This is a genomic window from Geoanaerobacter pelophilus, assembly GCF_018476885.1.
In the GTDB taxonomy this organism is placed as follows: domain Bacteria; phylum Desulfobacterota; class Desulfuromonadia; order Geobacterales; family DSM-12255; genus Geoanaerobacter; species Geoanaerobacter pelophilus.
The window spans coordinates 234,283-257,156 of sequence record NZ_JAHCVJ010000001.1; the positions used below are offsets into that span (position 1 = coordinate 234,283).

General features: G+C 48.8%; 18 protein-coding genes and 4 tRNA genes. 8 read left to right on the plus strand and 14 right to left on the minus strand.

Annotation, left to right across the window (positions count from 1 at the left end; genetic code table 11):
• Window positions 1-69 precede the first annotated feature (69 nt).
• The 3 genes from KI809_RS01070 to KI809_RS01080 all read left to right on the plus strand — a co-directional run bounded on the left by KI809_RS01070 (window position 70) and on the right by KI809_RS01080 (window position 325).
• A tRNA-Pro gene (locus KI809_RS01070) sits at window positions 70-147 on the plus strand.
• A 6-nt stretch (window positions 148-153) separates the two neighbouring features.
• Window positions 154-230 (plus strand) — tRNA-Arg (locus KI809_RS01075).
• A 19-nt stretch (window positions 231-249) separates the two neighbouring features.
• Window positions 250-325: transfer RNA gene (locus KI809_RS01080), tRNA-His, on the plus strand.
• Window positions 326-477: 152 nt separating this feature from the next.
• Here KI809_RS01080 and KI809_RS01085 read toward each other — a convergent pair.
• From KI809_RS01085 to KI809_RS01100, 4 genes are all read right to left on the minus strand, one after another.
• On the minus strand, window positions 478-1,404 hold the full coding sequence (locus KI809_RS01085; protein ID WP_214169671.1) for a hypothetical protein: 927 nt from the start codon (window positions 1,402-1,404) through the stop codon (window positions 478-480).
• A 66-nt stretch (window positions 1,405-1,470) separates the two neighbouring features.
• On the minus strand, window positions 1,471-1,980 hold the full coding sequence (locus tag KI809_RS01090) for a prepilin-type N-terminal cleavage/methylation domain-containing protein (RefSeq protein WP_214169672.1): 510 nt from the start codon (window positions 1,978-1,980) through the stop codon (window positions 1,471-1,473).
• A 476-nt stretch (window positions 1,981-2,456) separates the two neighbouring features.
• A tRNA-Arg gene (locus tag KI809_RS01095) sits at window positions 2,457-2,533 on the minus strand.
• Between the two features lie 270 nt (window positions 2,534-2,803).
• The gene (locus KI809_RS01100) at window positions 2,804-3,613 is read right to left on the minus strand and encodes an extracellular solute-binding protein (protein ID WP_214169673.1); all 810 of its coding nucleotides are present in this window, start codon (window positions 3,611-3,613) and stop codon (window positions 2,804-2,806) included.
• A 297-nt stretch (window positions 3,614-3,910) separates the two neighbouring features.
• Between KI809_RS01100 and fliK the strand changes: the two genes are divergently transcribed.
• The 3 genes from fliK to KI809_RS01115 all read left to right on the plus strand — a co-directional run bounded on the left by fliK (window position 3,911) and on the right by KI809_RS01115 (window position 6,942).
• Window positions 3,911-5,884 (plus strand): flagellar hook-length control protein FliK, encoded by a 1,974-nt coding sequence (gene fliK, locus KI809_RS01105; RefSeq protein WP_214169674.1) that lies wholly within the window; start codon window positions 3,911-3,913, stop codon window positions 5,882-5,884.
• Window positions 5,868-6,149, plus strand: a complete 282-nt coding sequence (locus tag KI809_RS01110; RefSeq protein WP_214169675.1) for an EscU/YscU/HrcU family type III secretion system export apparatus switch protein — start codon at window positions 5,868-5,870, stop codon at window positions 6,147-6,149. The genes fliK and KI809_RS01110 overlap by 17 nt, the downstream gene beginning before the upstream one ends.
• A gap of 73 nt (window positions 6,150-6,222) precedes the next feature.
• The gene (locus KI809_RS01115; protein WP_214169676.1) at window positions 6,223-6,942 is read left to right on the plus strand and encodes a Crp/Fnr family transcriptional regulator; all 720 of its coding nucleotides are present in this window, start codon (window positions 6,223-6,225) and stop codon (window positions 6,940-6,942) included.
• Window positions 6,943-7,062: 120 nt separating this feature from the next.
• Here KI809_RS01115 and KI809_RS01120 read toward each other — a convergent pair whose 3' ends face one another.
• The gene (locus tag KI809_RS01120) at window positions 7,063-8,394 is read right to left on the minus strand and encodes an OmpA family protein (protein ID WP_214169677.1); all 1,332 of its coding nucleotides are present in this window, start codon (window positions 8,392-8,394) and stop codon (window positions 7,063-7,065) included.
• Between the two features lie 182 nt (window positions 8,395-8,576).
• Here KI809_RS01120 and mnmH point away from each other — a divergent pair, with 182 nt between their 5' ends.
• Window positions 8,577-9,611: a tRNA 2-selenouridine(34) synthase MnmH gene (mnmH, locus tag KI809_RS01125; protein WP_214169678.1), complete on the plus strand. Its 1,035-nt coding sequence runs from the start codon at window positions 8,577-8,579 to the stop codon at window positions 9,609-9,611.
• A 15-nt stretch (window positions 9,612-9,626) separates the two neighbouring features.
• Here mnmH and KI809_RS01130 read toward each other — a convergent pair whose 3' ends face one another.
• From KI809_RS01130 to KI809_RS01145, 4 genes are all read right to left on the minus strand, one after another.
• Window positions 9,627-12,476, minus strand: a complete 2,850-nt coding sequence (locus KI809_RS01130; RefSeq protein ID WP_214169679.1) for a CHASE2 domain-containing protein — start codon at window positions 12,474-12,476, stop codon at window positions 9,627-9,629.
• Window positions 12,477-12,567: 91 nt separating this feature from the next.
• On the minus strand, window positions 12,568-13,176 hold the full coding sequence (locus tag KI809_RS01135) for an OmpA family protein (RefSeq protein ID WP_214169680.1): 609 nt from the start codon (window positions 13,174-13,176) through the stop codon (window positions 12,568-12,570).
• A 54-nt stretch (window positions 13,177-13,230) separates the two neighbouring features.
• Window positions 13,231-13,680 (minus strand): FecR family protein, encoded by a 450-nt coding sequence (locus tag KI809_RS01140; RefSeq protein WP_214169681.1) that lies wholly within the window; start codon window positions 13,678-13,680, stop codon window positions 13,231-13,233.
• A 108-nt stretch (window positions 13,681-13,788) separates the two neighbouring features.
• Complete coding sequence (locus KI809_RS01145; RefSeq protein ID WP_214169682.1) at window positions 13,789-14,703, minus strand: DUF2156 domain-containing protein; 915 nt, start codon at window positions 14,701-14,703, stop codon at window positions 13,789-13,791.
• Between the two features lie 104 nt (window positions 14,704-14,807).
• On the opposite strand from KI809_RS01145, the gene KI809_RS01150 reads away from it, so the two are divergent.
• Complete coding sequence (locus KI809_RS01150; RefSeq protein WP_214169683.1) at window positions 14,808-15,131, plus strand: hypothetical protein; 324 nt, start codon at window positions 14,808-14,810, stop codon at window positions 15,129-15,131.
• 61 nt (window positions 15,132-15,192) lie between these two features.
• Here the strand turns inward: KI809_RS01150 and KI809_RS01155 are convergent, their stop codons facing one another.
• From KI809_RS01155 to KI809_RS01175, 5 genes are all read right to left on the minus strand, one after another.
• On the minus strand, window positions 15,193-17,583 hold the full coding sequence (locus KI809_RS01155; RefSeq protein WP_214169684.1) for a hypothetical protein: 2,391 nt from the start codon (window positions 17,581-17,583) through the stop codon (window positions 15,193-15,195).
• A gap of 163 nt (window positions 17,584-17,746) precedes the next feature.
• Entirely contained in the window at window positions 17,747-18,613 is an 867-nt protein-coding gene (gene nudC, locus KI809_RS01160; protein ID WP_214169685.1) for an NAD(+) diphosphatase, read from the minus strand.
• 68 nt (window positions 18,614-18,681) lie between these two features.
• Window positions 18,682-19,188: a chemotaxis protein CheW gene (locus KI809_RS01165; protein ID WP_214169686.1), complete on the minus strand. Its 507-nt coding sequence runs from the start codon at window positions 19,186-19,188 to the stop codon at window positions 18,682-18,684.
• A gap of 95 nt (window positions 19,189-19,283) precedes the next feature.
• On the minus strand, window positions 19,284-20,930 hold the full coding sequence (locus KI809_RS01170) for a methyl-accepting chemotaxis protein (RefSeq protein ID WP_214169687.1): 1,647 nt from the start codon (window positions 20,928-20,930) through the stop codon (window positions 19,284-19,286).
• A 65-nt stretch (window positions 20,931-20,995) separates the two neighbouring features.
• The gene (locus KI809_RS01175) at window positions 20,996-22,621 is read right to left on the minus strand and encodes a methyl-accepting chemotaxis protein (RefSeq protein WP_246559099.1); all 1,626 of its coding nucleotides are present in this window, start codon (window positions 22,619-22,621) and stop codon (window positions 20,996-20,998) included.
• Between the last annotated feature and the right edge of the window lie 253 nt (window positions 22,622-22,874).

The window sequence follows — 22,874 nt, forward strand, 5'->3', positions numbered from 1 at the left end:
TATGCCATATTTTATTTTGGCCAAAAAATGCTTGCACGAACACAGCAGTTATGTTAAAACTCAGGACTTCGGGGTGTAGCGCAGTCTGGCTAGCGCACCTGCCTTGGGAGCAGGGGGTCGGAGGTTCGAATCCTCTCACCCCGACCAAACTCTGCGCCCGTAGCTCAGCTGGATAGAGCAACGGCCTTCTAAGCCGTAGGCCACAGGTTCGAATCCTGTCGGGCGTGCCAAATGAAAACCCATTTTATGGTGGCTATGGTGAAGCGGTTAACACTTACGACTGTGACTCGTACATACGTGGGTTCAAATCCCACTAGCCACCCCATTAACTAACAACACTTGCCACAACTTAACAGCAAGTTTTTTACTAATTAGAATCAAAAAGCCGCCTTTAATTTGGCGGCTTTTTTTATTTATCTGTCTAATTTCAATTTAAGCACCCATAGCATCCGCTCTATAAGCTCCTCACGCACACTTTTAGAACTCCCTCAGATTTTTGTATTTCTTCTTTGCATTCTCAAGCTCAGCAGTCATAACCTCTGGAAGCGTAGATTTTAGCGATTTTGCTGATTCAGCAAACGATGCTGACGCCTTTCCAAAGGCATCATTCAGCTCTGGAAGAGAGTTTGGCGGCGTAGATGCCAATGCATGCAGCCTTCCATACTGTCCATTCAGCTTTACCAAACCTTCCCGGGATGCAGCAAATTTATCAGGGGGGTCTGCCAACTGCTTTGCAATAATTTTTTCGACTTCCGACTTCACCTTGTTGAGTTTAGTCAAATCTTCAGCAGAAGGAAACGGTGCGAAAGATCGTCCTGAATCCTGGGCTGACTTCCATTCTGTCGCTATCCTACTGATTACCTTAGTGCTTAGATCATTGCCAGTTTTTATTCCGTAGAGTGCTTTAAAATAGGTCTCCACATACATTTTTTCCGCTTTGTTTTTGGTATACATAACGTAGCCGCCGCCAAAAACCGCTACAATTAAGACAATTACGCCAATCAATGCAGGGAGACTACGTGACATACCTGAGGCGGCTCTACTGCCTTTGACCACTGCTTTGGCACTATAGGCAAGTTTTGGTTTGCCGGCGCCACTCCCTTTGAAACTCGGCAGAGAGAACTCAACATCTTTAAAAACTGCCAGCATCTGCTGCCGCTTGAGTTCACGTGCATGCCGTTTTATTACAGCAGGATCAGCTGCCATAAAGAAGTCGGGATAAAGAACTCCGCAAACCGTACAGTTAAGCCCAGTACCAAGCTGACCACCACAGGAAGCACAGCTTTTCCCGGAAGAACTGCCATACGCCATTCGAGCAAACGATTCCCTGACTATTTGTAATCGTGCTTTGCATACCGGACAAGCGGTTTTCAATCCTTCACTAGGAATTCCAGTATGATCCATTTCGATGGAAGCGCCACATTTTGGACACAAACAGGTCATAGCAGTACCTTTATCATGCAATTTACCCTAAAAATCTTTTCTCTTGCCAAAAAAGCTGCCATCTGAAGCCCTGACAATATCATCTTCACATACCGCGTCATCATAATCAGGACTGCGTGTTTGAAGATCTGCGCCTTTGCTGTACAGATCGTAATCGTTTCCGGAATTCAGCTGATCAATGGTACCCATCAGAGGGTTCCCATTTGTAACGATGTTGTTATACACGTAAAGCTGTCCCCAGGGATCGGTAAAGGATCCCCGGCCAATATCACTCAAGGAGCCAGGATAAGAATTCCTATCGATATAATAAGCCTGTATTTCGTTGTTGATTGTTTGAAGATCGCCAAGACACCTTGCAATTTTAGCCCTATTTACATAATTAGCCCCAGCTGGCAAAGCTATGGCTGCAAGAGCCGCAATTACTGCCACAACCGTAATAAGCTCTACGAGACTAAAGCCCTGGGCCCCATGAATCTGGGCAACAAATAACTCTGATGTACAGCATGATCCCTGTTTCTTTTTGAACCAAATCTGCATACCAGCGCCCCTATTCAAGTTACGTCTCATAATCGCTCATCCAATGATGTAATGATGTGCTTTTCTTATATAATCGGACAATTCAATAGGCAGCTTAAGTCAAAGAATCCACAAATCTCACATTTCTTATAAGGATCATTAACCATAGCCATAACAACTTGAACAAATAATACCACATCAATTAGTATTTCTTTGCCAACCGGCGAAAAAAATTGCTTTTTTGTCATTTTGCAATCAAGGAAGAAAACAGGGGCATCAGTGGCGCGCCAGCGAGTCAACGTCTGTGTTGCCACTGCCTAGCTGAATCCGCGGGCTAAACTCTCTGCCAGTCCAATTCTACAACCTTAGAGTTCCAGTAAAATTGAGAGCGCATCACAAATTTGAACAAATAAAATCAAATCGTTAGAAATTATTTATTTTCCCCTTACATACAAAAAAAGCGGCTAGGCAACAGCCTAACCGCTTAATGTTTTATATGGCGCGCCCGGAGAGATTCGAACTCCCGACACCCTGGTTCGAAGCCAGGTACTCTATCCAGCTGAGCTACGGGCGCAGAAAAATTTTGGGTTCAGAAATAATCCAAAGACTTGGTTAGGTCCGACCTTAGACTTCTAAATGTAACCAGCTACAGTTAAAACAGATGATTAGACTTGAACATTTCAGACAAAACCCGCCCATGGTATAGCACTCTAACCTACCATTTGTCTAGTAGAAGTAATCCAGCATGAAATACAAAGAAGGGCTAGCAACTGCGTGCCAGCCCTTCTTTCTTCTGTCTTTAAGTATTGAGTAATATATCGACTACCATTGGGTGCTCTTTTTTTCATTGCAAGTTGAATACAGGTTTGGCCTTGTTATGCCTGATTATTGCTTGGGCCTCGGCTGTTTTGACAAACTCCAGGAACCTCTTAACGGCTTCTTTCTTCTCGCCGATTCTCACTACCAGGTGGTTTCTAAGGCCATATGGCCATTTACCGCTTTCATACTGCTCATAACTAATGCCGTCAACCTTCAATGCCTTGAACTTCCCAGCAGCATCAGACAGGGCAATAGAATCCACGATACCGATGGCGCTCTTTTTGGTTTCCAGAGCGTTAAACATATCCGACGATTTTGAGAGACTCATGACATCAGGACCTTCTTTTAGGTTCGTCATACAAGCAAACCCTCTCCTGAAAGTCATTTTTGTGGTGTCGCTCTCTGGCCTTGTAAGCACAGTAATGGTTGAGTCGTTACCTCCCAACTGTTTCCAGTTCTTTAGCTTGCCTGCGTAAATATCACAAAGCTGCTGGCTTGAAATGTTTGATACCGGTACATCATTAGTGACCGCGACAACCCCTGCGACTTTAGCAATCTCATAAGCCTTTATAGGGAGTACAGCTTGCTCGCCGGTAAGCCTCATTCCAGACATTGCGATATCGATCGCACCAGCATTGAGCGCCGCTATCCCGCCCGGCTGTCCCATGGACTTCTGGTTAACCTCCACTTTATCGGCGGGGTGCTTCTTCATGTAGGCATTAGCTAAATCAGTGACCATAGGTATCATGCTCCCTGTGCCGCCAAGTTTGATTGTTTCAGCAGCAGCTGTTGACGACAGAACAGCCAGACATAAAGTCAAAACAATAATACGCATGCCTTTATCTCTCCTTGCGTGGATGTTAAGGTTAGAATTTTTCCGTCATTATTTTAATGTGCTGGAGTAAAAAGTCAAGCTTGCGCCGATCAGCGACACTTTACCCGCTGAATCGCCTCAAAGGTCTGCTTCTCCTTGAACGACATAATTAGTTGCACAGTTATGGGAGAATCCAGCTCCATCTGGTGGTGGTACCTGCCTTTACAAGAATAACGAGTCAACACTCAGCGTCATACACTGCTCATTCCTTGCCATAAGCCGAGCTCAAGGTTATCATTCAAATGAAAGAGAGGAGCAATGGAGATTTCGAGAGAATCACTGAGTGCCATTCTAACCGCCATTAAAAATGGAACCGCCTCGATGATCGAGGCGTCAGGCAGCCCCTCAAAATCATTGCAAATTGCGCCGGGAGCCGAAGTCTCCGGGGAGGTCCTGCTTAAACAGCCGAACGGAAGATTCCTTGTCCGTGTCAATGGTGAAGTTCTGGACATGGCGCTACCCGGCGAAACCAAGACCGGTGTAACCCTCAAGATGACCTATATTGGCGATCAACCCCGTTTGACCTTTGCCATCTCTGCACAAACAGTAAAAGGTTCAGAGGTAAACATCAGCACGACGAGCCGCTGGCTCGGCAGTGTCGCTGCCGGCCCATCAGGAACCTCTTCTGCGGACAGCAACCAGCATCTGCAAAGTGTCAGATTGTTCGACACGCTTCCTGCGGACAATGGGGCAATTGCCCTGAAGCTGAAAGAGACTGTCAGGAGGAGCGGTTTGTTCTATGAGTCGCATCTGCAACGCTGGAGCGACGGCAGTTACCCGCTTGAGGAATTGCTGCAGGAGCCTCAAGGGCGGCTCTCAACATTGGCGCAGGCCACTCCGGAACGGCCTGCTGAAGCTCCGGTAAAGCAGAACATATTGACAGCAGAAGTATCGCTACCTTCAAGCGGCAACAGTAGCCCCGGGCCTACTGTTAAAGCGGAAACCACTCCACCCGACCAACGTCCTGCAATTAGCGAAAAGTTACCGAAACAGATCACCCCACAACCAGAGACAGCTCATGCTCCAAAGGAACCGGCCAAAGCGACAAGCAACACAGCACTACCGGAAGCCGCTGCGAGGAAATCGTCTGATTCAGCCCCTTCTCTGCCTGATTCTGCGAACCGCTCATTACTTTCACCCTTGGCAACAACAACTCAGGGAGAAAAGCCTTTCAGACCTCTCCCTGTGACCCAGCCTGAACCAACGGGAGATCGGCTCCTTCCGGACAACTCATCTGACTTTTTGGCGCCATTGCCCAGGCAGCGGCTTGAAGCAGAGCCTGTTCCGCAAGGAACTCCTCCAGCCACTGCCCAACCACCTCAAAAGTTGGATCTGGAGATAGCTGGGCAAATATCGAAAGAAGCGGTTGTCCTGGAAAAAGAACCAGCTGCAACTGTTGAAAAACAGAGTGTTGCCCGGCCTATTGCTGACGATGGGGCAACCAGTGGGAAATCTTCAGGAGAAAACAGCTCGCTACCTGGCAAAATCGTTACTGACCCCACACAAACTGCTATCCAACCGGCAAAAACCAACCTGCTACCTGACGCCGGGACAGCACCAAACAGTGCCCCCTCACTGCCCAAAGATGCCATTACGGCATCATCAGACTTAAAGATAGCTATTGATCCCGACATAACCAATCCTGCTGACCCCGCCGCACTTAACCAGGAGCAGGCCGTCAAATCATTGCCGCAGCCAGCAGATGCTCCAGCCACTAAACCTCTGATAACAAAACATAATACAGAGCAACTACCGGGCAGGCAATTGCCGCTCATATCGCCGGAAATATCAAAACCGGAAAGCATCATGAATCAAGCGAGGGATGCGGCGGCCCAACCGGCAAAGCTTCCTACGCAGTTTGAACCACCTGACAGCCAGACTCTCCCGGTAATCAGGCAGCAGCTTGAAATGTTGAACAGTGGGCAGTTTGTCTGGCAAGGAGAGGCATGGCAAGGACAACAGATGAAGTGGACAATTCGCGGCGATGAACATCAAAGGAAGGCCCCCAGTGCCAGATCATGGGATACCGAGCTTCGCCTGGAGCTCCCCGGTCTTGGAACTATCGCCGCTGCCATAACAGTTACCGGGAAGCAGGTCAGGCTGTCTGTTTCTGCAGTAGAGGCCGACTCGGCAGAAATGATGGAAAAACATCGACAACGGTTGATTGACGGTATGGAGAGCGGCGGGCTTTCACTGGTCGGTATGAAGGTTAAGCATGAACCGGCACCGTGAAGACCGGCAGGCAGCCGCCCTCTCCTACAAGAAAGGCGATTATGCCCCACGGGTAATTGCCAAAGGAAAGGGGGCATTGGCAGAGGCAATAATAGAGATTGCCCGCGAGTCAGGTGTCTACGTCCATGAATCCCGGGAATTGGTTGAGATGTTACTGCAAGTGGACATAGACAGGGACATCCCCCCGGAGCTGTATCGGGCAGTGGCAGAGCTACTTGCCTGGATCTACTGGATGGAAACGGGCGGAGAGCATCAAGGGAACTGAATCAAGGGTTGATTGCTTTATATAAGTTACATGATATTGTTTATTCGTATTATCTGACCCTGAAAGAGCACACATGGATCTGAGAATAGAGCCCAAAACAAAACCTGACGGTAATCTGATAAAGAACATCCCGTTCTTTGCCGCTCTCTCTGCCGAAGAGGTTGAACATGTCGACCGGCTTATTATCAGAAAGCGTTTTTCCAAAGACCAGATTGTCCTTTTTGAGGAAGACACTGCCAACTACATGTACATCGTCTATTCCGGTAAGGTCAGGGTTGTAAAACTGAATGACGAGGGCAGAGAGCAAATAATAACCATTCACAAGAAAAATGACTTTTTCGGGGAGATGTCACTGCTTGACGGCAACACTTCTCCGGCAACAGTCATCGCCCATGAAGATTGCCTCATAGGATTATTATCGAAAATCGATTTTGAACGGTACCTGTTGAGCCATGAAACTATCAGGCGCAAGATCATAGATCTTCTCTGTTCAAGGTTGCGCGACTCATGGGCCATGATCAAGATCTTGAGTTTCGACAATGCAGAGCATCGCGTTATGGCAGTGCTTGACAGACTTCAGGAACTCTACGGCGTGTTTGACGACCGTGGCGTGATAATCAACGTCAAACTAACCCACCAGCAGATTGCGAGCTATGCCTCTGTAGCCAGGGAAACAGTCACCAGAGTGCTGAACAGGCTGGAAAAGGAAGGGGTTATACATGTCTTGGAAAACAAGGCAATATTGCTGACAAAACTGTTTTACCAGAAGTTTAGAACGGCAAAATCTACTTAAGCAGCTTATTTTGAGGGAAAAACAGTAGTTATATTAGGCTCATCAGCCAAAGATATTGCAGTTAATCAAAAGGGCCGCCCCGTTTCCGGGACGGCCCTTCAGTTTTCAGGTCATCTTGCCTTACCTCTTGATGACAGTCTCAAAAGTGGCCACTGTCCTGCGGTTCTTCTGACGCCCTGCAGCTGTCTTATTGTCGGCGATTGGCTTTTCTTCGCCATAACCAACAGCCGTCAGTCGCTTCTTGTCGATGCCATACTTGTCAACCAGGTACTTCAGAACACTGTCAGCGCGGCGCTGAGAGAGCTTTTTGTTCATCCCGGCATCACCGACATCATCGGTATGCCCTTCAATTGTACCGGAAACAGTCGGATACTTGGCAAGAAACTCGGCAACCTTGCCAATTTCGTCATGATACTTTTTCTTGATGTCCGCCTTGGCAGTATCAAACTCAACATCAAGCTTGATGGTCAAGGTCTCCGGGCTGCAACCGTCCTTGTCCACTGGCATGCCAGCCGGCGTGTTCGGGCACTTGTCGCGGTAATCCGGAACACCGTCTTTATCAGAATCCATCTCGATGATTTCAAGATTGGTCGAGCTGGTAGCCTTTCCACCAGCGCCTAAGCAGGTGAGTGTGTAGTCCGTTGTGTTGGATGGAATAACTTCTAGTACGCCTTTCTCAGCAACCTTGCCAATTTCCGGTCTTATTTCAGCCGATGTAGAGTTCTGGCATGCCCATGTCAGCGATGCGGGAGTTCCTTTGATGACTGATTTCGGCACTACCGAGAGCGAAGCAGTCGGAGCCGGAGCCGGAGCTGGTGGAGGGGGGGGAGCAACGACTGGAGCAGGCTTTGGCTGCTCCACAACAGGAGCAGGTTTGGGCGGCGGTGGTACCGGAGCAACGACTGGAGCAGGAGCCGGTTTTGACCCACCGAACAGGAAGCCAAGCCCCAAGCCATATTCTACGTTGTTCAAGGTTTCGTATCTCTTATGCAGCAAGTGTCTTACCTCACCACGCAGCTCAACAGCCTCGCTAAGAGCATACTTTACCCCTGCTCCGTAGTTGAAAGCCCCTTTTGTGTATTTTGTGGCATTGTCAGGATCTACGGTCATCCCGCCGTAGCCGGCCATCAGAAACGGAACCGCCTTTGCTGTCGGCAGGAAATGATACAGGAGATCCATATGGTAATTATAGACATTGGCTTTATTCGCCGTATTACGGGTCCCCTCGGTCTTGACATAGTCGAACACGGCCTCGGCACCCAGCCTGTCGGTGAAGTTATAGCCACCCCGCAAACCTACTACCGGCATGGTCTCAAGATGCTGCTTGCCGTCAAAAGTGTAGCCGCCGACAAACGGCGTCAAGGAAAAGGTTTCCGCCCTGTTTTCCGCCCCGGCGGTGGCTGCGCCGATAAGCAGAATACCTGCGCCGATCGACAAAATTCTCTTTTTCATGATTTCTCCCCTCATATTGAATATGATAGTCCTCTCGTCTTTTCGCACTGCTAAAAACCGAGGGACTTCACCTAATCTGCAAAACTTTTAATCAGTATACTGCTCATATCGCAACTTTCAACCCTCCTTGCATAAAGTTCTACCCTGATCTATACTCTCGCTACTTTTCAGGAGAGCCGAAAATGCCACAAACCGTCCCATTCTCAGAAAACCTGCTGGATAGCCATCTGCTGGTCGATGTCCGCACCCCGTTGGAATATGCTGAGGACCACATCCCCGGGGCCATAAATGTGCCGTTGCTGACCAATGATGAGCGGGTCGAAGTAGGGACTCTCTACAAGCAGCAGGGACCACATATGGCCAGGATCAGGGGACTGGAACTCACTGCGGCAAGGTTTCCGGCAATGGTCGCTGAAATTGCGGCAAATGCAGCAAGCCGTCCCATCCTTGTCTATTGCTGGCGCGGGGGACTGCGCAGCAGAACGGTAGCCGAAATCCTGGATCTTACCGGTTACCATGCAGTACAGCTTACAGGCGGCCACAAGGCATTCCGACAACATGTGGTGGAGTATTTCGATCCTCTCACCACTCCTGCCCCGCTTGTCGTATTGCATGGCATGACAGGCATAGGCAAAACAACCTTTCTTGAGCTGCTTAAGAAGCGCGGCCATACGGTCATAGACCTTGAAGGGATTGCCTGCCATCGCGGTTCTGCTTTCGGAGCTCTTGGCCAGACACAGGCCCATCTGACCCAGAAAAGCTTTGAAACAGCTCTTTGGCAGGAATTTCGGGCCGCTGCACCGGGAAAACCGATAATAGTGGAGGGGGAAAGCCGCCGGATCGGCAAACTCTTCCTGCCTGGCAACCTATACGATGTGATGCGTGACAGCATCAAGGTGTGGTGCGATGCTTCAATGGAAACCCGGGTAAGCAGGCTAACCTCAGAGTATGGCAAACCGGAGTACCGCGATGAAATGGCCGAAGCGCTCGATCGCATCAAGAAAAAGCTTGGGGGAGACAATCATCGCGACTTGATGGGCCATCTGGAACGATGGGAGATGAAGCCATTCATGCAAGGGTTAATGGATCGCTACTATGACAGGAATTATTACAGAACCAGGGAATGGGTCGAGGATTTTACCCTTTCACTGGAAGATTTCACTGCCGCAGCCGATGAACTGGAACAACAACTCAAGTCCCGCATCCCAACACCCTGACGAATCAAACGACACTTAGGGATTCTCCTGCCGATCCAGCTCTTTCCTGACAGCAACACCGAACCGCTCAAGGGTGTAGGGTTTCTGGACATACTCCCCGGCGCCAAGTTTCTGGAGCGTGACAACCCGTTCAGATTCCGAGAACCCACTGGCAATAATAACCTTTTGTTCGGGATGGATCTCTCTGATCTGCTGATAGGTCTCAAGGCCATCCATTCCCCCCGGCATGATCATGTCCAGCACAATCAGATCGACCTTGTTGCTGCGCAGGAAGGCAACAGCCTCCTCGCCGCTAGTCGCAGTATCAACCCGATAACCCAATTTTGAAAGCATTTTGGAGGCAACTTCAATCTGTTCCGGCATATCGTCAACCACCAGGATATGCTCTGTCCCCAGATATTCATCCAATGCGATACGCTGCGGAAGGTACTCTTCGCTTTCCCGGGTTGCCGGGAAATACATGACAATCCGGGTCCCTTCCCCTTCAGCGCTTTGCAGATCTATGTAACCGTTATGATCCTTCACCGTGGCCCAGATAACGGTCATTCCCAATCCTGAGCCACTGCGTTTCATCAACTTCTTGCTGTAAAATGGCTCAAAGATCTTTTGCAGATCCTCTTCGCTAATGCCAACCCCGTCATCAGCAACACTCACACAGGCATACTCCCCGGCAGGAATCTCTTCGTAGAGATGCAACACGGTATCCAGATACTTGTTGCATGTGGATAACAGTATGGATCCCCCTGCTGGCATAGCCTCGGCAGCATTGTTTAAAACATTCATTATCACCTTGGAGAGATGTACCCGCGAGCCTTTGAGGTTCATAAGATCTGAGGCAAGCTCCGTCTCAATAGTTACGTTGCTATGATATCTTGATGCAGCGCCAAACTCAGGGGATGCAAGATAGTCGGATATAATCCTGTTAAGATTTACCGGCTCTGAAACCTTTACCCCGCGACGAGCCAGCGTCAGCAAGTCCTGCACAATAGCAGCCGCTTTCTGGCCGGACCTCTGAATAATTGCCACCTTGTCTCTAATTGGGCTGTCACCTGGCAGTTCCAGCAATAACAGATCCGGATAAGTAACCAGCCCGGCAAGGATATTGTTCAGATCATGGGCTACGCCTGCGGCCAGTTTACCGACTGCCTCCATCTTCTGTGCGTGCAATAGACGCTCTTCAAGCCGCTTCTGATCGGTGATATCACGGATGATCCCCTGAGTGCCGACAAACTCTTTCGAGCATGGGGTCTCGCCTCGGTAAATCCCCTCAGCAGAAACACTGAAATATCCGATTTCTTCACAACAACCTTCATGCTTGTGAGGTAGCAATAGTCGGATCTCTAGTCCATAGGTGGCTCTTTCGCCTGTTCGCTTCTCATTCAGCCGGTACTGAGCCTTATTAAGATCATCCGGCGCAACCAGGGAGAAAATAGGCTGCCCGATTAACTTTTCGGGAGTATCGGTATATTTGGTTATCGCAGGGCTGATAAAGGTGATGCGACCTGTTGCATCCAGTCTAAATATAATATCCGGAACCGACTTGATGATGGAATTGAGGTTATGTTCACTAGCCTTGAGAAGCACCAGGGTATCGTCGGCGCTTTCTCTTGCCGCCCGCTGGTTTTTCCAGGTCTTGAGAATTGTCAGTACGACATAATTAAGAAAAACCAGCGAACTGGGCAAAAAAGGAGAAAAGAGCAAGCCTGTTTTCTGGAAAACCAAGCCGGCACCTGACCAGATGACAAGCAGAGACACCGTACCAACAAGCGCACTGCCCAAAACTTCCATCTTTGTTACGCAGACTCCGAGCAAGGCAGCAGTGAGTAGTCCAAGCAGCGCTTCCCAAATTAGAAATTCCTGGGAGCGTATGACCATTTGATTAGAGAGAAGGTTCTCTAGCAACCGGGCATGGACATCAACATGGCTATGCACCGGACTGGCCGGTGTCTGGTAAACATGGGCCCATCCCGCAGCCGAAGACCCGACCAGGACAATTTTATTTTTGAAACTACCGGGTGGCATAATGTTGCCAAGAACATCGCCGGCTGAGACATGGCGTATTGACTCGCCGCTGCTGAAATTGACAAGCATATTTCCATGTCTGTCAACCGGGATAATTGCTCCACCGACAACAAGGTTTAGGAAACCACTGTCTTTCTGTGAGATATGGAGTTGCGAAACCTGCCGTGACTGCATCAGCGTTGCCAACGCCAAAGAAGGGAATAGCCTGTCCTCGAACTTTATAAGCAGCGGCACTCGACGAAGAATGCCGTCAGCATCGGGGGTTGCATTCAGAAAACCAGAGAAGTTTACGGCATCAGAGAAGAGTTTTTGGTTGCAGACAACACCTTGAGCGTTGAAAAACCCGGACTGCCATTCCCTTTCACCGGTATTGTGAAGCCAGACAGGGTTTACCGGATGGAGGCCGCACAATGCCCTGTTAGAGGAATCACCTTTGAATAAAAACTCATACCCTAGGACAAATGGACCTTTTGCCAGGGTCTCTGCAAGAAACCGGTCATTGTCCGCGATTTTTTCAGGAATCCCGGAAATGTCGACTTGGTATCCAAGTTCACGACCTATTGTTGCCTGCCAGTTTTTCGGCGATGTCCGGTCAGGTTCCGCCAGGATCAGATCGAGACCGACACTGCCAGCCCCAAGTAAGTTGATTTTAGTAAGTAGCTGTGCCAGGCGGTATCTGGGCCATGGCCACTGGCCATATTGATTCAGGCTTTTTTCATCGATATCGACAATCACGACTGCACCGGATGCCTGTTTTGACTTGCTGAAAGCCATGACAGCATCGGTAATTCTGTTGTTGATGTCTCTGATGAAGCGGGGATGAATCAGATAGGCTGTAATCACCAGCAGAGTAACTGCTAAGCCGTAAAGGAGAATAGTTCGCGTCAATCTTTTTGAGTAATTAGGCTGAGGGCTTTTTTTCACATTAAGTTCGCTATCTTATTACCACTTCTACCCTGCGATTCCTGGGTTCGTTAACATTGTCTTCAGTCTTTATCAGGGGGTTTTCCTTGCCATGAGAAGTTGTTTTAATATGATTGGCAGCAACTCCCTTATCAACCAGTTTGTCCCTTACAGAATTCGCCCTGTTTCTCGAAAGAGTCAGGTTATATTCCCTGCTGCCGACAGAATCCGTATGCCCGACAACAGAGATGTCGCTTGATGCGCGGTCACTTATAGCCTGCAAAATCTCAGGGAACAACCTGGCTGACTCCAAAGTAAGAATAAGGTCTTTCTCAAAGTAGAGGAGATAATGCACTGGGGGTTTAGGCTCGATAGAAAGGGCTTCAGAAAACAAAGCGATAAGGGTGTCTTTGCTTATACTTGCAGGAGGAGTTGGCGACTTTTGGCTGTTAGTCACAAAAGTTACCTGGTTGGGAGAATCAATATCAACCGTTCCGGCCTGATTCGAAACAGTGACAGCACCAGTCTTTCCGTCCGAATCAGGAGCCAGGACCACCAAGGTACCATTATTAGCACAACCGGCGATAACAAGAAGCAGGATGATTATCAGAGGGATCTGGATGTAGTAACGCAAAGGCATATCCTCCATGGTAGCGGTGCTCAACCATTCTCGGATCAGGGCCTGCAGCCACCATCAATCAACTTTAACCAGAAGGTGTGTTCCCCGCATACCGACAGTCGCGTGCGGTGTCTCAAGACGTACACTGTTAGGTGCCAGTTTTGCTATCTGTCCTGACAGATATGATGCCGTTCCCTGGATTATCCTTGCAATGAACGACAATTTTTTTTCGTTCGGCTGAAACAGAAACCTGTCTATGACAATACTGCTATTCGGTCCGATTGCGATAACCGTGTCGTCCTCGAATATCAAGCCTGCCTTTCCATTAACTCCAGTCTTGATATGATCGCCTTGCCGAAGTTTCATGTTTCCATCTGCCTTGACAGAGGAGTTATCTCTCAAAACTACAACATCACCGTGTAGAGACTTAACGATACCAACATACTCCGGCCCGGCCGCCAAGCAAAGAGGGCAGCAAACAAGGACCAGCGCAACCACTAAAACCATCAAGTAGAGAGTTTTCATGTTCTGTACCCTCTTGGGCCACTTTAAAATCTAACGATAACTGGATTGGAAACTCTGGCCGCTACTTTAAAATAAGCATATTAACTATCACTTATATATCATTAAATGTCAATACAGCGTTTTTCTTTGCGTAAGTTGCCTATCTGCTCGGTATTTCCTGACAAATCCTACCGGATGATACGAGAGCTTTGCTCCCCTCAAACCGGGCTCCCCAAGGTCTTGTTCCCGGTTGACATAACTGCAGTCGGTAAACAGCAACCTGTTGAATTCCCTGTCTACAAGTTGTGACACCCCTTCCATGAACGGATCGGATTTTTCAAAGTGGCAAACTGAAGTTGTTGTATTTAAACGCTCCCCCAGGGCAAAGGCTCTTAATCTGCCGTCAGCAAGTACCACCACCCCTTCAAGCCCCAGTTGCCCGGCCAGCCTCAAAGCCTCAGCAGTGGCATCCACTTCCAGTAGCGAAGAGCGAGATGCTTCCGCACCTCTTACCCGTTGCCACTCTGCCAGCAGTTCAAGACAGCCTACAATGAATTCATCCCTGAAAATTTCGACAAGGTAATCATGGCGACTGGTAAAGTAGTTTATCCGGTTTTTCTTCTTGTGGTACCGATTCCCGGGCAACTCCGCCAGATCGCTCCTAAGGTAAAGGTAATCGAAGGCATCACGGTCTTCGGAAACCAGAAGCCCTTCATCCTGAAGATAGCGCTCAACAAAAGCGTCGTCAGCACCGTAAAGGGTCATTCCTGCATCGAACAGAACCTGGAGTGCACCTCTTATATCTCCAGACATAGGCGGCAGAAAACGGGGCTCTCCATCATACCCCTTTCCTAGAATGACCAAAGATTCGTCAATCATGGTCAGACGATAGTCATGCGCTATTCTAAAGAGATAAAGCCCGGCGAATGTCAATTCAGACACCTGTGGTTGAAGATCAGTAAATAACCGGTCAAGAAGAGACTTATCAGAAAGCTCAAGAGGCCTGTCAACAGGAAATTCGGGGATGAGGGATTTAGTATCCATAGCGTAAGTATATCCATGCTAAATGAGTTTGGAAAGTGCGGCTGCTTGAAAATGCAACATCTAACGATACATTATTCTGAATGAGAATCTCAGAAGGAGCAATTATGAAGCAAATCCTGCCATGCATCATTCTTGTTGCATTCACCTCGGTCGAGTGCGAGGCAATTAACGGTAAACAGCTCCCCTCGCCGCCGCCAGCACCTGAGAAGAAAAATGCAAAACCACACTCAGCGTTAAAGTATAAAAAGAAAAGAATCTCCAGACAGGAAATCGAAAGACTAAGAAAACAATCTGAAAAGGAAGGGAAGCGCCAGGGGATAGAAGCCCGACGACGAGAATACCAACAAATGCAGAAAGCTAGAGAGCAAGGGATGAAACAGATGCAGGAGGAGATTCTAAAACAACAACGCACAAAAGATCATCAGTAGTAACGAAAAACACAGGCGAAGCAAAAAGCCCCGCCTGTGCATTCTAACAATTCGTTATCGTTTACTGCAGCACTCCTCCTATGACCGCAGGTGCAGCCTTAACGGCATTCTGCCGGGTTGTAGTTGCATTCCTGAGCCCCAATGCCGGATCGACCCAACCAGCTGCGACTATTGAAGCCGGAAGGGTATAAGAGGTATAAGCCAGCCCTGCCCCAGTGCAGTTCGTTAGAGCAACGCCTATCATCCTCTGTGATACGTCCAGAGGCTTGACCAGGTATTCAGTCGTACCATTGACAACCTTGTCACCTAGCTTGATATAGAACTGCGGCACCCACCTGACATCCCGGCTGTTGGTGCATGTAACATCCGCACCGGTGTTTGCATTTACACACTTACCTGGAATACCGTTAAGTTGGCCAAAGCCAGAGTAATCCAAGGAGTAGTTCGGGCCTGCGCCTGTCTGAGACTTGTCGTAGGTTACCCTTAGAGGCTGTTCGAACGCCTCGAATGTACCATCACTCTTCTTTAGCGCCGTCAGTTTGTTCCAGTTGTTGGAGCCGGTCTCCCAAGTATAGTAAACAGCCAGATTACCGGTCTGCCAGCCACAGGTTGCTGCCGTTGTGCCGCCCATACCATTAGGCATGTTACAGGCGAGTGCATCAAGATTGGTGGCATCAGTCGGGTCAAAGAGCGGACCGCTGTTGACCCCCCACTGGTTGCTGGCATCAAGGGTCGTTGCAACCACTGGAGCCCCTGAAGACTTGAGCACCATGTTCGTGCTGTCGAAGGTGTAGCTTTTTGCATTATCAGTGATCACGTTCTGGCTTGGTGCAGAGGCGACAAACATGTTACCCATTGCAAAAAATGGATTTGAGGTGGTTACGGTCGCCGGGTTGGGGCAGTTCTGAAAACAGGCGAGCGACGCAGGTATCGTTTCTCCAGGCATCACGACGTTTTCTACATAGTAGACAACATTGTTTGCATCGTTGGGAGCAGTGCAGTTCTGTGTCGGCGGCACACCAGGTCCGTCGCCTGACATGGTGCAGCTCAATTTAACGCGAACTTGGCCACCCAGCGATTCTGACCAGAAATTGAGTTCATTGAACTGCAGGGACGAGGTATTGAGATTGGAACTTGCGGTGTCTTCCCAGAAACATTGATTGTTGCTGCAGTTCATCTGCTGCTTCAGAACGAAATTGCTGCCGTTCCATTCGTAACGCTTATTAGTACCCCCTTCGAAGGAGTCTAGAGGTATTCCTTTTATCATCCCGAGTGTGGTGCCTTTCTTGATATGCTTCTTCAGCTTGCCGTCTTTTTTGAAGAGAGTATATGCGGTCTCTGTTGTGGTAGGCCCGTATTCCTGCTTGAATATCTGGGCGCCATCGGCAGGGTTCACATTTTCAGAAAAATTGATTCCCCAGTAACCGACAAAACCGAAATAATCCGTTCCGCCTGCCGAATACTTTACCGGAAATCCGCCTTTGCGATCGATGCGGTCACCACTGGCAACGTCATACAGGCCGTAACGCCATACCGATCTTTCAAAATTGGTTCTATCCATGCAAAATTCTGCATTATTTGATTTGTTTTTACGCATAAAAAAGTTGTCGTTGAAAGCAAAATCAAATTCAAACGCATCGTTAGCATTCGTTGATTTGACAGAACCACTGCCATCAGTCTTGTTGAGCTTTGCTACCCGCGACTCGGCACCAAAACCGTAATTTCCTTCTTCATAAAAACTTAATTCCACCTTGCCCGTAGCAGTGTTAGTTTGAGCGCCAATAGTTCCTTTCATGAATGGGTTTGCCGTATCTTCTACCCCAGCAACGATCGGGTAACCAATGAAGCTCATTGTGAATTCGCCATAGGGGTTTGTCGTATCTGCTGACTTAGAGACAGTGAACTTGGCGTGGATCATCTGCTTCTGGCCTTGCTCACTCTGTTCGACCCAAACCTGGGCAATTTGTGGGGAATTATTATCGGCGCGGGTGACATCAAGGATGAAGGTTTGATAATCAGGTACCTCGCCAGCAGAGGTGCCTTGTTGCTGGCTGGAAGCACCGCTGTTGGCGGCATCTCCCTTACTGGAAGAACAGAGCTTCTTGTCTACCAGAGCCTTGTAAGGTCCCTTGTTCAGCATAGCGTCATACTTGGTCTGACTTACCATGCAGAGTATCTCGTTAACCGTCCCCAAAGCGTCAGCAGCCCGTTCATCTACATATACGTTAGTTTTGTCGGTGTAGTAAGCTGCCGTCGTCGGAATTACCCCTGGCAAAGCAAGTGGCATTACCTTACCAGTAACTGTCGAGTCGGCCTTTGCGTCAACTACGCTCACGCTTCCTGCAACTGTCAGTGCAGTCGCACTGCCGCCGCCTCCACTCCCGCCGCCTCCACACCCTGCCAAACCTGCAAGAGCAAACATTACACAAGCAGCCCGCAATTCCTTCTTCATACACTCCTCCTTGTAGCTCGATGCTGCCGTAAACACTTTAGGCAAAACGGAACATGAGCCCACTAAATTTTCAGTTAGGTGAGGTATCTGTGTTTATCGGAGTATAGCCCGCGGGACTTTAACTGTTTTTAATGTCCAACAATTGAGCAACATGCCAATAGATTCAAAGGTGGTTGAGAGCATAGCGCTCAATAATCCATCGCGCGATGCTTCGATATGGAGGGAATGAAACCGGCAGAGTCTGTCGAGTAAACCAGCGGGCATCAGCAATTTCTGCAACATCCGGAACAACCTCTCCCCCCGCGTAATCAGCTACAAACCCGGCCATAAGCTGGCTGGGGAAGGGCCAGCACTGGCTGCCGACATATTGCACATTAGTGATGTCAACCCCTGTTTCTTCTTTAACTTCACGAACCGCGCACTCTTCCAGTGATTCGCCGAAGTCAAGAAAACCGGCCACGAGGCTGTAACGCCCTTCTCCCCATTCCGGCTTTCTGATCAGTAGAAACTCATCACCTCTTCTTATCAGGACAATCGCGCAAGGATGCACAGCGGGATAACGTTCATGGGAGCAGGACAGGCAACGTTTCCCCCAGGTACCGACAAGATACGCCATCTCACCTCCGCATTTGGCGCAGCGCCTGCTAATACTATCCCAGTAAAGTACCTGCTGGCTGAGTCCGCCGATAGTGAGGAGACTATCATCAAGTCGTTCCTCTACTGCATTGAAAGGTTCTGCGAACAAAAGCGGTTCAAGCGTTGAATCCTTGCCAATTCTGACTGCATAAAGCGGCTCGCCGAACCAACTCCCAAGAAAAAGGCTGTTGCTGACGGTTACTCCCCAACTGTCAGGAAGAGTGCGGAGCAGAGAATAATTCTTTTGAACATCTTCGACCACAAGGGAATTAGCTGTCACAACTGCATACCAAGGTCTGCCTTCAGGAATAGGTGCACCCGGAACCCCTCTGACAAAGCATGACTCGATGGCTCTGCTATTGAAAGGCAAATTTGCGGCTAAAGGATAACGCATTTGTGAACTCCAAAGAGAAAGGCGACCATAGGCCGCCTCTCATTAATAGCTAATGATCGAAACCAGGATCAGGCAGCGTCCGCCAATTGGTTAAACTCTTCTTCCTTGAACATCTTCTCCAGGTCAAGCAGTATCAGCAGCCGATCGCCGGAACGCCCGACCCCCATGAGACACTCTGATTCAAACCCCTTGATCACATCAGGAGTTGGCGATATCTGATCAGGAGAGAGTTTCATAACATGTGACACCTTGTCAACTACAAGTCCGACAGTGATGCGCCCAAAAGAAACCACGACAATCCTCCGATTTTGTTCATTAAGATTATCGCTGAAAGGGAGATGCATCCGCTTTCTGAAGTCGATTATCGGAATAATCTTGCCACGCAGGTTGATGACTCCTTCGACAAAGTCAGGTGAGTTCGGCATCAAGGTGATCTCAACCATCCGGATAATTTCCTGAACCTTCAGGATATCCACGCAAAACTCCTCGGTACCAACGGTAAACCCGACCATATGAAGTGAATCACTGCTAGCCCTGCCATTTGAAACTACCTGTGTAGAAACGTCATATGCCATGGGTTACCTCCGATTATTCAGTTTCAATAATTATTAGATAGATTCGAATAAGTTAGTCAATGTTTCGACTGAAAATCATGAAACTTGAGAAAATTCTATACTCTGAACTGGCTTACCAGCCTTGAAAGTTCTTCAGCCAGTGAAGAAAGCTGGTTTGCAGCGATAACCGACTCCTGGGCACCACGAGCCGTGTGCTGCACAACATCGTTTATCTGCTGGATATTGCTACTTATTTCACTAGTTGTCGCTGTTTGCTCTTCGGCAGCGGTTGCAATCTGCTCAACTTGCATATTAACCGAGTTTATCTGATCAAGGATTGATTGCAACGCCTCACCTGATTTAGACGCTTCCATCGTGCCGCTTTCAACCTCGCGTACCCCCTCTTCCATAGCCGCGACCGCGCTCTTGGTCTCGCTCTGGATAGCTTTGATCATCTCTCCGATCTCTCGGGTCGCCTTGGTGGTTCTTTCGGCAAGCGCCCTTACTTCGTCGGCAACTACCGCAAATCCGCGGCCCTGCTCTCCGGCGCGGGCTGCTTCAATTGCCGCATTAAGCGCCAGAAGGTTGGTCTGGTCAGCAATGTCCTGAATAGTGCCGATAATCTCGCCGATCTGATCGCTCCTCGCGCCAAGGGTTTCGACAGTTCGCGCTGTATCATTCACCCGACCGGCAATCCTGCTCATGACCTGGACGGTGGTGTCTACCACAGCAGATCCTGCCTGGGCAGCAAGGCTGGCTTGCCCGGCACCGGCCGCAGCAGCGTGGCAATTTTGGGCGATATCGCCGCTGGTAGCCGACATCTCCTCGCTTGCAGTGGCAACAGTACCTGCCTGAGCGGCCATCTCTTCGGCGCCACTCGCCATTTCAGCGGCAGTAGCATGCAGTTCTGTAGCAGAAGATGCAACTTTCTCACTATTACTCGCCACCATCGATATGATTTCATTCAGTTTTTCAGCTGTTATGTTGACTTCCTCTGCCAGCATTCCCATTTCATCCTTGCTCTTTATATCAGACCGAGCAGTGAGGTTGCCGGAAGCAACCTGCTGAAGTGTCTCGAATACCGCCTGAAGCGGTCGGGAGACAGAGTTTGCGATCAGGTTACCAAAGCCGAGAGCAAGAATGACTATAATGGATATTGAAACTATAAATATGAGACGCGAGCTTTTGTAACTGGCAGCATCACGTGCAAACATTTCCTCGCCTAGTTTTACATTCGAATCAACCAGTTCAGCGACTGCCGCTGCAGGTTTAGTGTAAATCGGAGCTACTGTTGAGGTCGCGAACTTCAAAGCCTCCTCAATGGCAGCAGCGTTACCAGAGATATGTGCAGCCTTTGCCATATCTCCAAGTTTGGTCCCTTCAGTCACATAAGACTCAAAACCTTCACGGAATGCCTTTAACTTCTCCTTCTCTGAGGTGTCCAAGTCGGCCTTCTCGAACTGAGCGAGTTTCCCTTTGATGCTTTCGATCTGTGCCGCAAAGTCCTTCGCTTTTTCATCGATCTTTGCCGGGTCTTTGAGCGCCAGCATGTACACAAGATCAAGCCGCATGGCAAGGAAATGGTTCTTTACATCCTGAAGTAGTGCTACATGCTTGATACCCTGCGCCAGTTCTCCTTGATCAAGGCTCATCTTGTGCATGTTGGCAATGCCGAAGAAACCTACCGCGGCAAGGCCAAAACAACCGGCAACCACAAGAATCATTATTTTCATTTTCACCTGCAGATCTGCCCAAAAATCCATAAAAACCCCCTAGAAAATAAACAATAAACTCTTTTAATTTTGAGCAAATAGACTTTGCTAAACTTTTACAGTTTGAATTGCCCTACCAGCCGCTGAAGCTCTTCAGCAGTGCGAGCAAGTTGCCCGGCGGCTGATGCCGATTCCTGAGCCCCTTTAGCAGTCTCTTGAACAACCTGGGTGATCTGGTGAATATTGTTGCTTATTTCGCTGGTGGTTGCCGTCTGCTCTTCGGCTGCTGTCGCTACCTGGTTCACCTGCATCGTTACGGAGTTGATCTGCTCAAGTATCTCCTGCAGGGCATGACCGGACTTGGCTGCCTCGGCCGTCCCATTTTCAACTTCAATGACTCCTTCTTCCATGGCAGCAACAGCACCTTTGGTCTCTTGCTGGATCGCCTTAATCATCTCGCCGATTTCCCTGGTCGCCTTGGTGGTTCTTTCGGCAAGTGCCCTCACCTCGTCGGCGACTACTGCAAAGCCTCGCCCCTGTTCACCGGCGCGGGCTGCCTCAATCGCCGCATTAAGCGCCAGCAAGTTGGTCTGGTCGGCGATGTCCTGAATAGTGCCAATGATCGCACCGATCTGGTCGGAGCGCGAGCCAAGACTCTCAACAGAACGTGCAGTGTCGGTTACCCTTTCGGCAATCCGACTCATAACCTGCACCGTCTTTTCGACAACTTCTGAACCTGAAGATGCCGTTGCACTGGCCTTGAGCCCTCCCTCAGCTGCCATTTGACAGTTTTGGGCAATGTCGCCGCTGGTAGCAGACATCTGTTCAGCCGCAGTGGCCACTGTACCGGCCTGGGAAGCAACCTCCTCAGCACCAGTGGCTATCTGGTCAGCGGTTGACATTAATTGCGTAGATGCCGAAGCAACCAACGATGTATTATTGGCAACCTTGGAAATTATCTCATGGAGACGTTCCATAAACTGATTAAAACCGCTGCAGATAACGCCAAGTTCATCTCTGCCGGTGTAGGCCAGCCGTTTGGTAAGATCCCCCTCGCCCTGAGCAATATCATTGACCATGAACTGGATTTCACCGAGTGGTTTCCTTATTGAGCGAATTATGAGAAAAACCTGTATGACGGAGACCAGAAAAGCTATGACCACCATACCGGCAAGAACAGATTTGACTCCTTTGGCTGCGGCTTCAGCACTCTTCAAGTTTTCCTGCATTCGCTTGTCGATCGATTCAGATAATTCACCAATCATCAGTTCGGCCTTTTGCATCTCTTCTTTTGATACTTCCATTTCTTTGTAGGCATCACTGACGTTCTTGATCGAACCGCTCTTAATGCTATCTCGAGTCATCTCAAAAGCGCCGAGATACTCCTCCATGTTCTTTTTGATCGCTGCTACAGCTTCCTTGTCTTTCGGAGACTCAGAAAGCTTGAGAATAGCGTCAATGCGCTCGTTAAATAATTTGTGGGCGTCATCCCATTTCTTGCCATATTCTTCGACCTTGCTATTGTCGCCCAGATTTATAAACATATCCTTTTCGTATCTACGAAGCATGTTGATATTCGCCCTGGAACGCTGGGCATTCTCAACGAGCTGGCTCTCCCGGTTCCCTACCGTTTCGAGATAATAGGAAAGCTTGTTCGTGCCCCAGAATCCCGCCACACCTACCACCACGAGAAATACAAGACTAAGAGCTGCACTGAGCGTCAATCTAGTGCTTATTTTCATCTGCGCGAACATGATCTCCTCCATTTGACAAAATATATTACAAAGATGAAATAGTAGCTTTATTGTAACTATCGGAAAGGATGCCCACCTCTTGAAAAAAAAATAATTACCTACAATTTTGTGTACAAAAGTAAGCCTCATTATATTCGGTCAGCCCATGACACCAATTAAATTAATAATATCACATTATTGTTAACAGAAGGACCTAACAGCAAAAAAACTGACATGCTCATAAAAGTATTATGTTTATTGA